Consider the following 14,021-nt stretch of genomic DNA (forward strand, 5'->3'; position numbering starts at 1 on the left):
GAGCATGAACACTGATTTAATAGAAAATCAAGAAGAAAGTGTTGAATACTTGCAAATAGAATTACAGCAACAACGCGGAATGCTCTGGCTACTGGGAGAAATTATGAAAGCAGCCATGAACATTACTTCCTTTAAGCAGCTTATGTCTGTTTTAACAGATATGCTTATGGGAGTAATGGGAGTTACAACTTGCTATCTTTGGTTAAAAAGAGAAACAAGCGCAGTAGAAGATTATAAGGTTTATTTTAGAAGTATAGAGCTTAAAAATGAATTTAGAGAAATTAAGCATATTGCCATACCAGCTTCTATAAAAGGCGTAGCAGAATCTCACTCCTACTCAAAAGAAGAGATCAATGGATCATTAATTGACTGTATTAACATACCTTGTTCAAGGCTTGCAGTACCTCTTAAAAATTTTAACGATGATAGTATTTTTGGAGCTCTAGTTTTAGAACATGAGGAAGAAAATTTCTTTACAGCTAATACGATTGCTTTTTTCGAAACGCTAACTGTGTTTATTGCAACTAATGCTCAAAATTCCAAGTTATTACAAAGTGTATCGACGGAATCAATAACAGATCCCTTAACAGGAACTTACAATAGGCGTCATTTAGATCATATGCTAAAAGAAATATGTGTAGATAATAAGGATATGACAGTAGCCGTAGTGGATACAGATAACTTTAAATCTATTAATGATGTGTTAGGACATTTAGAGGGAGATGCTGTTTTAAAAGCGATTTCCCAGCTAGCTAAAGGCAGTGTAAAAGAATATGGAGGAGAAGTAATCCGCTATGGAGGTGATGAGTTTGTACTGCTCATTCCTAGACCTTTAGATGAAGCTATACATATATTAGAAGAATTTAGGCAAGCTGTATACTATATTCGTATAACATATGAATTAGCAACACCTATAACAGTAACACTTGGAGCATGCTCTTATCCTGCTATGGCAGCAACACCAGAGGAAGCTATTGAGGCGGCAGATAATGCCTTGATTAGAGGAAAAGTAAAGGGAAAAGATAGGGTTGTTTTAGCAACTGATGAGGATATTGAAGCTTGCCGAGTCAATAAGTTATAAAATAATCTCGAAGAATTAAGGAGTAAATACAATGGATAAAATTCGTGTAATGAGTGTATTTGGTACAAGGCCAGAAGCTGTGAAAATGGCACCGCTTGTAAAGGAGTTAGAGAAACATCAAGATATTGAAAGTCTTGTATGTGTTACAGCACAACATAGGGAAATGTTAGACCAAGTACTAGAACTTTTTGATATTAAACCTGATTATGATCTAGATATTATGAAGCAAAGGCAAACCTTAACAGGTATAACTAATCGTGTATTAGAAGGGCTCGACAAGGTTTTTGAAGAAGCAAAGCCTGATATTGTTTTAGTTCACGGGGATACAACGACTTCTTTCGCAGCAGCATTAGCAGCATTTTATAAACAAATAAAAGTAGGTCACGTAGAAGCAGGACTAAGAACTTATAACAAATATGAGCCATTTCCAGAAGAAATGAATCGTAAATTAACAGGTTCACTTGCGGATCTTCATTTTTCTCCTACCCCTCTGGCAAAAGAGAATCTGTTACGTGAGGCAGTAAGTGATGAGCATATTTATGTAACTGGTAATACAGTTATTGATGCTTTAAAAACAACTGTTGAAGCAGAATATAATTTTGCCGTAGAAGAACTTAATACTATTGATTATACTAATAAACGTGTTATTACTATGACAGCTCATAGAAGAGAAAATCTCGGGCAGCCACTTCATAATATATGTGAGGCTATTAAAGAGGTTTTATTAGAAAATGAAGATACTGAACTTGTTTATGCAGTGCACAAAAATCCAGCAGTAAGAGAGGTGGCATTTGGGGTATTAGGAGATTTACCTAGAGTACATTTGGTAGAACCATTAGACCTTAAAGATATGCACAATCTTATGAAACGTTCTTATTTAGTTCTAACAGATTCAGGTGGGTTACAAGAAGAAGTACCATCTCTTGGAAAACCTGTTTTAGTACTTAGAAATGTAACTGAAAGACCAGAAGGTATTGAAGCAGGTACTTTAAAGCTTGCAGGAATTGAACAAGAAACAATTCATGCTCTTACTACAGAATTATTGACAGATAGAGCATTATATGACCAAATGGCACAAGCTAAGAATCCATTTGGTGATGGAGAAGCTTCAAGACGTATTGTAGAGGCTATTCTTTATGAATTTAATAAAGTGGAGACTAAACCAGCAGATTACTGCTATAAAGCCTAGAATAAAAAAGTAATACATCCTTTAAGTGTGGATGTATTACTTTTATTATTTATTGAGATAATAGGTGAAGAAACAAAAGTTGTGATTATTAAATGGCTTATTTGCAGAAGCATAGAAAGGGTAATAATTAACAAAAAAAATATTATATTTTACCAATAAATCAGAAAAAAATTCTTGTATTTTAGGGAAAAAACGACATTTAGAAACAGTATATGACAAATATACATTTTGAAAGGAATGTATATTGTACAAGTATCCAGAAGCTGTTTCTCTTGAAATTTTATGGATTTTACTATAAAGTATAATTAATATGGGTTATTATGTAGAAAGTAGGGTGTAAATCGTGAAAATTAGTTCGTGGGCTAAGAGTTTAAGTTTAATTTCCCAATTAGGGATAACAATGATTACACCTATTTTAATTTGTACTTTTATCGGGATATTCATTGATGAAAAAGTAAAGACAGCTCCAATTTTTACTATCATTTTTATTATTTTAGGAGTAGGGGCAGCTTTTAGAAATTTATTTTATTATACTAGTAAGCAGGCTAAGAAAGAGGATAAACATGAATAATGAAATGTTTAAGAAAAATTTCATGTTAATTTGCATGATATTGTTTTCATTAATTGTATATATTATAGGCATACTATTGGTAGCCGATAAGATAGGCTGGACCTTAGGGATTACTTTTGGTTTAGTTTTTTCCTTACTTAAGTTAAAGCTTATGCAAAATACTATTGCAAAAGCTATTGCTATGCCAGAAGGAAAAGCACAAAAGTATGCAAACGTTCAGTATATGATCAGATATATTCTTACAGGTGTTGTACTGGTTATAGCAGCGCTAGAGCCAAGTATTAATTTGTTAGGTGTGTTTTTTGGACTTATTTCCATGAAGGTAGGTGCTTATGCACAGTTAGCCCTCAATAAAAAAGCACAGTAGAATTGGCAAATGGAACCTTTTAGGTTCTTTGCATATATATTTTAGATGGAAGGAGCGTGAGTAAGTGGGTGACAATCTAGATTTTGGTGCACAATTGTATTTTAAGCTCTTTGAAGTAAATGGTCAGCCTGTTTATCTAACTCAAACTATTGTTAGTACATGGCTTATTATGCTTGGACTTATCCTTGTGGCAGTTATTTTAAGAGTCAAAATGAGAAAATTCAAAGAAGTACCAGAAACAAAATTACAAACCACCGTTGAAATGATAGTAGATATGATCAATAACTTTACTATCTCCAGTATGGGACCAGCAGGGAAAAAGTTTGCGGGCTATTACGGTCCACTTCTTATTTATATTGCGGTTTGTAACTTATCTGGCCTTATTGGCATCAGACCACCGACAGCAGATTTTGCAACGACACTTGCCTTTGCACTCATTACATTCTTTATGATTCATGGCTTTGGTATTAAATCAAAAGGAGTTGGGTACTTTAAAGGTTTCTTGGAACCTTTCCCACTTTTACTGCCAATCAACATTATTGGTGAACTTGCAACGCCAGTTTCATTAAGCTTCCGTTTGTTTGGTAATATCCTAGGTGGATCAATTATTATGGGGCTTGTTTATGCGATGTTCCCTAAAATTGTAGTTTTCCTTGGTATACCAGCAGTGCTTCACGGATACTTTGACGTTTTTGCAGGTGCACTTCAAGCATTTATTTTCGTAATGCTTAGTATGACATTCGTGTCAAGTGCCATGGAATAGGAATGAGGTGAAAAAATGTCAGGATTTATGGACTTTTTGTTTGGTTGGATGCAAAATGTAGACCCTAAAGCGCTCATTTTAGCCTTTTCAGCAATCGGAGCAGGTTTTGCAATGATTGGCGGTATTGGGCCGGGAATCGGACAGGGTTATGCAGCAGGGAAAGCAGCGGAAGCTGTGGGGAAAAACCCAGGAGAAGGTAGTAAACCAGCTACACTTGTTATGCTTCTAGGAGCAGCTGTAGCAGAGACGTCAGGAATTTTCTCTCTGGTTATTGCTATTATTATGTTATTTGCTAATCCATTAGTAAATAAAACAGGTGTTGGTTTAGTGCTTGCATGTTCAGCAATTGGAGCAGGATTATCAATGATTGCAGGTATTGGACCTGGAGTTGGACAAGGTTATGCAGCAGGGAAAGCTGCAGAAGCAGTAGGTAATAGACCTAAGCTTCAAGCTACAATACTTAGAACTATGTTACTAGGTCAAGCAGTAGCGCAAACAACTGGTATTTATGCCCTAATTATTGCCTTATTATTACTCTTTGTAAACATCTTTTAAGACTACTTCTAGCAAAGTTCTAGATTATTATAGGATTTTAAGAGACAGCATGGGATAGGCATAAATAAAAAGATTTAAGTTAATTTAAATAATTTTAAAAGCAACTATTTAAGGAGGATTTTAATTATGGATAATCAACAAATCGATGGAAACGCTTTAATCTTAGCATGTTCAGCAATTGGTGCAGGTCTTGCTATGATCGCAGGTATTGGACCTGGTATTGGACAAGGTTATGCAGCTGGTAAAGGTGCAGAAGCAGTAGGTCGTCAACCAGAAGCTCAATCTACAATCGTAAGTACAATGCTTTTAGGAGCAGCTGTAGCAGAGACAACAGGTATTTACGGTCTTATCGTAGCTATTATTCTTTTATTCGCAAACCCACTTATTACAAAATACCAATCTTTATAAGAAGCGAATTAAAATAATAGCAACATAGACGAGAAAGGAGGGAGCTTCCCTTTGAATACATCATTAATTACTGTATTAGCTGCAACTGAGTTGCCAGGAAGAATCATAGGATTTGATGCTCAGTTACTAACTGATTTAGGGTTACAATTATTCTCTACTTTAGTTATTGTTGTAGCACTTTACTTCATTCTTCACAAACCAGTGACTGCGATGCTTGATAAGAGAAAACAAGCTATTGCGAATGAGATTAACGAAGCTAAAGCTACAAATGCAAATGCAGCTAAGCTTAAAGCAGATTATGAAGATAAAATCGCGGGTATTGAAGAAGAAGCAGCACAAATCCTTAAAGAGACTAGAGCGAAAGCTTTAGCTAGAGAAGAGCAAATGGTTGCAGAAGCTAAGAAAGAAATCGAAGCTATGAAAGCCAAAGCTGCAAATGACATTCTTCTTGAACAAGAACGTGTTAAAGATGAGATGAAAACTCAGCTTATTGATGTTTCTACTCTTATGGCAAGTAAATTTGTTGCCCTCTCAATAGATGAAAACAAACATCAAGAAATCATTGACGATATTATTAAAGAGATGGGGGATGTACAGTGGCTAAGTTAGTTGTTAAAAGATATGCTACTGCCCTATTTGATATCGCTAGTTCTGAAGGAAAAATGGCAACCTATGAAGAAGAGGTAAAAGTCATTATTAAAGCACTTCAGGATGAACCAGACTTTATGGCAGTTTTAGAAAATCATAAAGTTACAACAGAGGAAAAAATCAGTCTCCTTGAAACTATTTTTACAGGTAAAGTAGAAAACTCTATTTTAGGACTTTTAGTTTTACTTGTGAAAAAAGGTAGACAATCTGAAATGATAAATGTACTTGAAGGTTTCCTTGAACGTATTAAAAAGGAATCCGGTATTGTTAAAGCAACTGTTACATCGGCTGTAGCACTTAAAGAAGGCCAAGTAGAAGCTATTAAAGCAAAGCTTGAAGCAAGTACAAAAAGCAAAATAGAACTTGAAACAATCGTAGATGAAGGCATTATAGCAGGACTAGTGATTAGAGTTGGCGATAAAGTTGTAGACGCTAGTATTAAAGGCGAGATGCAAGCTTTAAAGAAACAATTATCAAAGCTTAGACCTGCATAGAAAGGGGTGTATTCAGTTAATGAATCTGAGACCAGAAGAAATCAGTAGTATTATTAAAGACCAGATTAAAAACTATAAAGCACACCTTCAGGCAGAAGAAGTTGGAACTGTTATCACTGTTGGTGACGGTATCGCACGTGTACATGGACTTGAAAAGGCTATGTCAGGTGAGCTTCTTGAGTTCCCAGGTGAAGTTTATGGTATGGTACAAAACTTAGAAGAAGACAACATCGGGGTTGTTCTCTTAGGTTCTGACCAAAACATCAAAGAGGGTGACACAGTTAAATCAACAGGACGTGTTGTAGAGGTACCAGTAGGTGATGCTCTTAGCGGGCGTGTTGTTAATGCACTTGGTCAACCTATCGATGGAAAAGGTCCAATTAACACAGATAAATTTAGACCAGTAGAACGTGTTGCATCAGGTGTTATCGACAGAAAATCAGTTGATACACCACTTCAAACAGGTCTTAAAGCAATCGATGCCATGGTACCAATCGGTCGTGGACAACGTGAGCTTATTATCGGAGATAGACAAACAGGTAAAACTGCTATTGCTATCGATACAATCATTAACCAAAAAGGTAAAGATTGTTTATGTATCTATGTTGCAATCGGGCAAAAAGCTTCAACTGTTGCACAATTAGTTAACGCTTTAGAAAAAGCAGATGCTATGAGCTATACAACAATCGTAGTAGCTACAGCTTCAGAAGCTGCACCTCTTCAATATCTTGCACCGTATGCAGGTGTTACAATGGGTGAAGAATGGATGGAACAAGGTAAGGACGTTCTTATCGTATATGATGATTTATCAAAACATGCGGTAGCTTATCGTACAATGTCATTACTTCTTCATAGACCACCAGGTCGTGAAGCTTATCCAGGGGATGTATTCTACTTACACTCTCGTCTTCTTGAAAGAGCTGCTAGACTTTCTGATGAACTTGGTGGCGGTTCAATCACTGCGCTTCCAATTATTGAAACACAAGCAGGGGATATCTCAGCTTATATTCCAACAAACGTCATTTCTATTACAGATGGACAAATCTTCCTTGAAACAGAACTTTTCAACGCTGGTGTACGTCCTGCGGTTAACCCAGGTCTTTCAGTATCTCGTGTTGGTGGTGCTGCTCAAATCAAGGCAATGAAACAAGTAGCAGGTCCTATCCGTACAGAACTTGCACAGTACAGATCACTTGCTGCATTCGCACAGTTCGGTTCTGACCTTGATACTGCTACTAAAAATGCACTTGCACAAGGTGAACGTATTACAGAGATTCTTAAACAACCTCAGTACTCACCACTTGAAGTAAGTAAACAAGTTATTATTCTTTTTGCTGCAACTAGAAAGTTCCTTATGAATATTCCACTTTCAGAAGTAGCAAGATTCCAAAGCGAACTCTTTGATTTTGTAGATACTAAGTATCCAGAAATGTTAGTAGAAGTAGCTGGTAAAGAGGGTCTTACAAAAGAATTAGAAGCTAAATTAAATGACATCGTAACAGAATTTAAAAAAAGCTTTAGTATAAAGTAGAAAAGGGGTGAACGAGGATGGCGTCTTTGCAAGATATTAAAGGGCGAATCAGAAGTATCGATAGCACTAAGAAAATTACAAGTGCTATGAATCTTGTTGCTACCTCTAAGCTTAATAAAAGTAAAGAGGCAGCTCTTAAAACAAGACCCTTTTTCAATAAAATTCTTTCAACTATGCAATCAATTGCTGCTAATGCTAATGGACAAGGTTCACCTTTTCTTAAAGCAAATGGCTCAGATGTGAAAGCATATATTACTTTATCAGGAGATAAAGGACTTTGTGGTGGTTACAATTCAAATATTTGTAAGCTTACTATGGGTGCTATCGAAGATAAAGAAAAAACCCACTTAGTAGTTGTAGGGAGAAGAGGTATTGATCAATTTAGGTCAAAAGGTTTTACAGTAGCAAAAGGTGTAACTGATATTTCAGAGTCACCTACTTATTTCTCTGCAAAAGAGATTGCAGATTATGTAACTAACCTATTTTTAAAAGGGGAAATTGGAGAAGTTTATTTATCTTATACAAGCTTCAAATCAACCATCCAACAAGAACCAACGATGGTAAGAATTTTACCATTAGATATAAATCATGTTGAAAAACCAAAAAGTGAAGCAAACGAACCAAGCGATCTTTTAAGTTATGAACCATCACCAGAAGCTGTACTTGGATATATTATTCCAAGATATGTAGCGGATGTTATTTATGGTGCACTTTGTGAAGCAAGTGCTAGTGAAAATGGTGCGAGAATGACAGCTATGGATTCTGCTACAGAAAATGCGCAGGAGATCCAAGATAAGCTAAGCATTCAGTACAATAGAGCTAGACAAGCAGCTATTACACAAGAATTAACGGAAATCGTTGCGGGAGTAGGCGCACTCAAATAAGTAATAAAGGAGTGAACAAATAATGGCACAAAATGTAGGACATATTGTTCAAATCATCGGTCCTGTACTTGACGTTAAATTCAGTGCGGAACACATGCCAGCAATCTACAACGCTATTGAAGTTAAAAAACAAGATGGCACAAACCTTGTGGTAGAAGTTGCACAACATCTTGGAGATGATATCGTACGTTGTATTGCTATGTCTGCCACAGAAGGATTAGTTCGTGGTATGGAAGCAGTTGATACTGGCGCACCAATTTCAGTTCCAGTAGGTGAACAAACACTTGGCCGTATCTTTAATGTTACAGGTCATGCTGTAGATGGAAAGCCAGATCCACAAGTAGAAAAATGGCCAATTCATAGAGAGGCTCCATCTTTCGAAGAACAATCAACATCAGCAGAAATCTTAGAAACAGGTATTAAAGTTGTTGACCTTATCTGTCCTTACCTTAAAGGTGGTAAAATCGGTTTATTCGGTGGTGCCGGTGTAGGTAAAACAGTACTTATTCAAGAACTTATTCGTAACATTGCTACAGAGCATGGTGGTTTCTCAGTATTTGCCGGCGTAGGTGAACGTACTCGTGAAGGTAATGACCTTTACCACGAAATGACTGACTCAGGCGTTATCGCTAAAACAACAATGGTGTTCGGTCAAATGAATGAGCCACCTGGTGCACGTATGCGTGTTGCTTTAACAGGTCTTACAATGGCTGAATATTTCCGTGATCAGTCAGGACAAGACGTACTTTTATTCGTAGATAATATTTTCCGTTTCACACAAGCAGGTTCGGAGGTTTCTGCGCTTCTTGGACGTACACCTAGTGCGGTAGGTTACCAACCAACTCTTGCAACAGAAATGGGTACACTTCAAGAACGTATTACATCGACTAAAAAAGGTTCTATTACATCTGTTCAAGCTGTATATGTTCCTGCCGATGACTTAACTGACCCAGCTCCAGCTACTACTTTCGCTCACTTAGATGCGAAAACAGTACTTTCTCGTGCTATTGTAGAACAAGGTATCTATCCAGCGGTAGACCCACTTGAATCTTCATCACGTGTACTTGATCCACAAATCGTTGGAGAAGAACACTATAGTGTAGCACGTGGGGTTCAATCTATTCTTCAACGTTACAAAGAACTTCAAGATATCATTGCTATCTTAGGTATGGATGAACTTAGTGAAGAAGATAAATTAACAGTTGGTCGTGCACGTAAGATTCAAAAATTCCTTTCTCAACCATTCTTCGTTGGGGAAATCTTTACAGGAACACCAGGACAATATGTACCAGTTAAAGAAACTGTTCGTAGCTTTAAAGAAATCCTTGAGGGTAAACATGATGAGCTTCCAGAAAACGCATTCTACATGGTTGGTACAATTGAAGATGCAGTTGCAAAAGCCAAAACTCTATAATTAGGGGGTTAATGATGGCAAAAAATAAAATGAGACTTCAAATCATCACACCGATGAAAACAATTTTAGATGAAGAGGTAGACTCAGTGATTCTTTCAACAACAGAAGGAGAAATGGGTATATTATACGACCATGAACCAGTTGTTGTGCTTCTTGGATATAAGACGCTGTCTTATACACAAGATGAGGTTAAAAAATATGCAACAACTTTAGGTGGTTTTGCCGAAATCACTAAAGATAAGATTGTAGTTTTAACAGATGCATCTGAGTTTGCGAATGAAATTGATTTGGAAAGAGCTAAAAGGGCAAAAGAACGTGCTGAAAAACGTTTATCAGATAGCAATATGGATCATCTCCGTGCTGAGATTGCGCTCAAGAAGGCTATTGCTAGAATCAATTTAAAAGAAAGTAAATAGTAGTATAAAAAGGCACCAATAAAGGTTTTCATAAACCTTTATTGGTGCCTTTTGAAGTAACAGGATTGAGGGGACTCTACAAGTAGATAATATATGCAAATCAAAAATGCTAAAGAACACTACAATTTTTATATAAACTACAATTTAAATAATAAAGCATAAAGCAAATTACCGCTATGTAGTCCGGCTAGTGGACTTGCTTACAGCTGCTGTCTCACTCCGCTAAGAAACTCTAAATTCGTAATCCTTATGAACGGGCGAAAACTCGCAAGCTCAAACACTCGCCCTAAAACCCATAAGGATTACTTCGTTAAGAGTTTCTAAGCTCTGCTCCAAGGCATCTTCCAGCAAGTCCACTAGCCTCCCTACATAGCTACTATTTTGTAAAAATCAACTATTAATAAACTTAAGAGTTCCCCACCCCTCCCATTTCTATCAAACGTTTTTGAGCTCACAAACATCTTTACGTACTTCTACTAGTGTACATGTACTGGTATCAAAGACTCTGGTAAGAAACTCTAAATTCGTAATGAGCAAAAACGCCATATAGACGTAGGAGAGAAGTAGTGGTAGACTTTTAATAATATTTTAAGGGACAAGGGGAGATTGAAGATGAAGATATTAGTGCTTTTGGCGAAGGGATTTGAAATGATGGAGTTTGCTCCTTTTGTGGATGTTATGGGTTGGGGAAGAAATGATTATGGTTATGATATTGAGGTAGTTACCTGTGGTTTTCAAAACCAGGTGATGAGTACTTTTAATATTCCAGTTATTGTGGATAAGACAATAGAGGAGATTGATATAGCAGAGTATGCGGCGTTGGCTATTCCAGGTGGGTTTGAAGAGTTTGGGTTTTATGAAGAAGCTTATGATGAGAGATTTTTAGAGTTAATACGTGAATTTGATAGTAATAATAAAGTAATAGCTACAATATGTGTTGGGGCACTTCCTGTTGGAAAGAGTGGGGTACTTGAGAATAGAAGGGCAACAACGTATCATTTAGGAGATGGTTATCGTCAAAAGCAGCTTAGAGAGTTTGGAGTTCAGGTGGTAAATGAGCCAGTTGTCATTGATGATAACGTTATTACTTCATACTGCCCAGAAACGGCATCTAGTGTAGCATTTAAGCTTTTAGAGAAATTAACCTCTACTGAGCAAATGGAAGTTGTAAAGAGTGCCATGGATTTTAAATAATAACCCAATAATATGCCTGTCATATGTAATTAAAATTTCTCTAATGATAAAGGCTTTTAGGTACACATAAAGCTATAGCCTACTATGTGCGATGGAGAAGAATGTTGTTTCCTGGGAAATAAAGTCGAGTGAGATTTCGAGGTATAAAATATAGTGGGTTTTCTAAAAATAATGTAGAATATAAGCAAGTTGATAGTGAGAGAGGATTTTAAGATGACTTATGCAGATTTAATAATAGAATGGTTTGATAAAAATAAAAGAGATATGCCTTGGAGGAGAACTTCTGATCCTTATTGTATTTGGGTATCAGAAGTAATGCTTCAACAAACTCAAGTTGTGACAGTTATTCCGTATTACTTACGTTTTATAGAACGTTTTCCAAATGTGAGTGCTTTGGCTGAGGCTAGCCTTGAGGAAGTACATAACTACTGGCAAGGTCTTGGGTACTATAGACGTGGTGAAAATCTTTGGAAAGGTGCTAAGCTTATCGTAGATAAGTGGCAGGGAGAATTTCCGAGAGATCCTAAGCTTATTAAGGAGATTCCAGGAATAGGACCATATACTTTAGGCGCGATTTGTAGTATTGCTTTGCATTTGCCACTACCAGCAGTAGATGGAAATGTTATGAGAATATTAGCGCGCCAATTTTGTATAGGTGAGGATATTGCCAATCCTAAAAATAGGAAGCTTTTTGAAGATAAAGTAATGGAGCTTATGCCAAATGACCCTAATCGTTTCAATCAAGCCTTGATGGAACTAGGTGCTTTAATATGTACACCTAAAAATCCAAACTGCAAAGAATGTCCAATGAAACCTATTTGCGAGGCATATCAAAAGAATGTACAGGAAGAATATCCAGTAAAACTTAAGAAGGTTAAGGCAGTAGAATTAAATTATAAAGTATTACTCATTGAAAAAGGAAGCAAGATAGGAATGATCAAAAGGCCGGAAGAAGGTCTACTTGCAAATTTATGGGGATTTCCTATGATTGAAGAAAAAGATTGGGAAAGTATAGACCTAGAAGCAATAAAGCCTGTCTACTTAGAGCAAGTAACTCATGTGTTTACACATCGTAAGTGGCATATGAAACCAGTTATTTTGAATTGGTCGCAGCCACTAGAAAAAACATTGGGGCCGTTACTCCAAGAACAAGGTGAAATTCAATATATTGAAAAAAATAATCTTAAGAATTTGCCGATAGCCACTGCTTTTAAAAAAGTCATGAAGAAAAAGCAAGTAACTGTTTAGCTAAATAAATGGGAATTTGTCTGATCGTTTATGAGAAATGCTGCTGGGCGGAAATGAGAGAATAAGGGCTACCTTTCGGAATTCCACTCCGTATTTTTTGAAGCACTAAGGCTCACTTTTTTGATGAACGTGCGAAAACTCATTTCATTCAAACACTCGCACTAAAACCCATCAAAAAAGTTCGCCAAGTGCTTCTAAAAAATACTACGAAGTCATTCCTACAGGCATCCCTTATCCTCTCATTTCTTACAAGCATTATTAACCTCATAAACGTTCAAGCCCCTAAACGAGGAGTGCAGAAAAGACATAACAAAAAAATATTTCTCTTGAGAATATTTTATAAGAGTGACTTATACCGTTATTTTTTTAATTTTTATTGAATATAAAAGTATTTATTTCATTTTTTATTAGGGATTCGGCTCCTTGACTACATATACATAAGTGTAAAAACAAATAAATAACTTCCCACGGCATAATTACCACAGCTTCAACCTGAGGAACTGACCGGGTCAGCCAAGTCTCAATCTATTGTTATAGGTACCTCTGGACTTAAGGAAAATGTTCACTTGTGCGCTGCAAGGAAGGCGCCACTTATAAGTTGTTTTAAATGTTTTTATACCTCGCATTACCCAAATAGAGTTTTAAACCAGAGTCTTAAAGCCTTAGTTTCCTATCATAAGGGTGCACCGGCTAAGACGATAAGAGCTCCTCACTCATTGGTTTAACTTTCATAACTAGTCTTAGTAGGCACTAAGCTATAATGCATACGTGCTGAGGAGCCATTTTGTGCCTTGCCTAAGGTCTACTGAGCTAGTTGTGAAAGTTCATTTCAAGAGTCTGGAACCAACCATAGCTCTTCAAGTATTAATACTACTTGAAGAGCTATTTTTGTTGTCTCTAATTGCTATCAATAAAATGAATTGGCTTTTCTTTTTTCTTGAAAACACTTCAGGAAAGTGACTTTACACATTATTGTTGGTAGAACTGAGAGAGGGTGGCTGCCTGACGGGGTGACTTCGAAGTATTTTCAGTAGGCACTTAGCGAACGTTTTGGATGGTACTTAGCCCACGTGTTTGAGGGAACCGAGTTTGTGGGCGTTCATCCAAAAAAGTGAGCTTAGTTCCTACTGAAAATGCGGAGCGGAACAACGGCAGGTAGCCACCCTCTCTCAGTTCCGCCCCAAATGGCTTATTAAAGCTACCGACAAATTTCTAGTTGTAAACTAATTGTAATATGATTATACATAAATATATCCTA

The 14,021-nt window shown here is 36.6% G+C and carries 15 protein-coding genes and 1 pseudogene; all 16 read left to right on the forward strand.

The window, feature by feature from the left end; genetic code table 11:
* The first annotated feature begins 4 nt into the window (after positions 1-4).
* The 16 genes and pseudogenes from QTL86_RS21530 to mutY all read left to right on the forward strand — a co-directional run bounded on the left by QTL86_RS21530 (position 5) and on the right by mutY (position 12,763).
* On the forward strand, positions 5-1,081 hold the full coding sequence (locus tag QTL86_RS21530; RefSeq protein ID WP_410496008.1) for a sensor domain-containing diguanylate cyclase: 1,077 nt from the start codon (positions 5-7) through the stop codon (positions 1,079-1,081).
* 31 nt (positions 1,082-1,112) lie between these two features.
* The gene (gene wecB, locus QTL86_RS21535; RefSeq protein WP_410496009.1) at positions 1,113-2,270 is read left to right on the forward strand and encodes a non-hydrolyzing UDP-N-acetylglucosamine 2-epimerase; all 1,158 of its coding nucleotides are present in this window, start codon (positions 1,113-1,115) and stop codon (positions 2,268-2,270) included.
* 343 nt (positions 2,271-2,613) lie between these two features.
* The gene (locus QTL86_RS21540; protein ID WP_013658587.1) at positions 2,614-2,841 is read left to right on the forward strand and encodes an AtpZ/AtpI family protein; all 228 of its coding nucleotides are present in this window, start codon (positions 2,614-2,616) and stop codon (positions 2,839-2,841) included.
* Entirely contained in the window at positions 2,834-3,208 is a 375-nt protein-coding gene (locus QTL86_RS21545; protein ID WP_410496010.1) for an ATP synthase subunit I, read from the forward strand. The genes QTL86_RS21540 and QTL86_RS21545 overlap by 8 nt, the downstream gene beginning before the upstream one ends.
* Positions 3,209-3,272: 64 nt before the next feature.
* Positions 3,273-3,971, forward strand: a complete 699-nt coding sequence (atpB, locus tag QTL86_RS21550; RefSeq protein ID WP_013658585.1) for a F0F1 ATP synthase subunit A — start codon at positions 3,273-3,275, stop codon at positions 3,969-3,971.
* Positions 3,972-4,019: 48 nt separating this feature from the next.
* Positions 4,020-4,283 (forward strand): annotated as a pseudogene (locus tag QTL86_RS21555) (ATP synthase Fo subunit C); the annotation flags it as partial.
* A gap of 15 nt (positions 4,284-4,298) precedes the next feature.
* Positions 4,299-4,526, forward strand: coding sequence for an ATP synthase F0 subunit C (atpE, locus tag QTL86_RS21560; protein ID WP_334290689.1), 228 nt, complete (start codon positions 4,299-4,301; stop codon positions 4,524-4,526).
* 126 nt (positions 4,527-4,652) lie between these two features.
* A complete protein-coding gene (atpE, locus tag QTL86_RS21565) occupies positions 4,653-4,934 on the forward strand; it encodes an ATP synthase F0 subunit C (protein ID WP_013658583.1) in 282 nt (93 codons plus the stop codon).
* A 51-nt stretch (positions 4,935-4,985) separates the two neighbouring features.
* Positions 4,986-5,543 (forward strand): F0F1 ATP synthase subunit B, encoded by a 558-nt coding sequence (atpF, locus tag QTL86_RS21570; protein WP_013658582.1) that lies wholly within the window; start codon positions 4,986-4,988, stop codon positions 5,541-5,543.
* Positions 5,531-6,076, forward strand: coding sequence for an ATP synthase F1 subunit delta (atpH, locus tag QTL86_RS21575; RefSeq protein WP_127067906.1), 546 nt, complete (start codon positions 5,531-5,533; stop codon positions 6,074-6,076). The genes atpF and atpH overlap by 13 nt, the downstream gene beginning before the upstream one ends.
* 19 nt (positions 6,077-6,095) lie before the next feature.
* Positions 6,096-7,607: a F0F1 ATP synthase subunit alpha gene (gene atpA / locus QTL86_RS21580; protein ID WP_410496011.1), complete on the forward strand. Its 1,512-nt coding sequence runs from the start codon at positions 6,096-6,098 to the stop codon at positions 7,605-7,607.
* 17 nt (positions 7,608-7,624) lie between these two features.
* Complete coding sequence (gene atpG / locus QTL86_RS21585) at positions 7,625-8,491, forward strand: ATP synthase F1 subunit gamma (RefSeq protein ID WP_243118625.1); 867 nt, start codon at positions 7,625-7,627, stop codon at positions 8,489-8,491.
* A gap of 22 nt (positions 8,492-8,513) precedes the next feature.
* Positions 8,514-9,905 (forward strand): F0F1 ATP synthase subunit beta, encoded by a 1,392-nt coding sequence (gene atpD / locus QTL86_RS21590; protein WP_013658578.1) that lies wholly within the window; start codon positions 8,514-8,516, stop codon positions 9,903-9,905.
* A gap of 14 nt (positions 9,906-9,919) precedes the next feature.
* Positions 9,920-10,321 carry a F0F1 ATP synthase subunit epsilon gene (locus QTL86_RS21595; protein ID WP_410496012.1) on the forward strand — a complete coding sequence of 134 codons (402 nt, stop codon included), beginning with the start codon at positions 9,920-9,922 and terminating at the stop codon, positions 10,319-10,321.
* A 612-nt stretch (positions 10,322-10,933) separates the two neighbouring features.
* Complete coding sequence (locus QTL86_RS21600) at positions 10,934-11,515, forward strand: DJ-1/PfpI family protein (RefSeq protein ID WP_410496013.1); 582 nt, start codon at positions 10,934-10,936, stop codon at positions 11,513-11,515.
* A 213-nt stretch (positions 11,516-11,728) separates the two neighbouring features.
* Complete coding sequence (mutY, locus tag QTL86_RS21605; RefSeq protein WP_410496014.1) at positions 11,729-12,763, forward strand: A/G-specific adenine glycosylase; 1,035 nt, start codon at positions 11,729-11,731, stop codon at positions 12,761-12,763.
* Positions 12,764-14,021: the final 1,258 nt, after the last annotated feature.

The sequence above is a fragment of the Cellulosilyticum sp. ST5 genome (assembly GCF_046529625.1).
GTDB lineage: Bacteria > Bacillota > Clostridia > Lachnospirales > Cellulosilyticaceae > Cellulosilyticum > Cellulosilyticum lentocellum.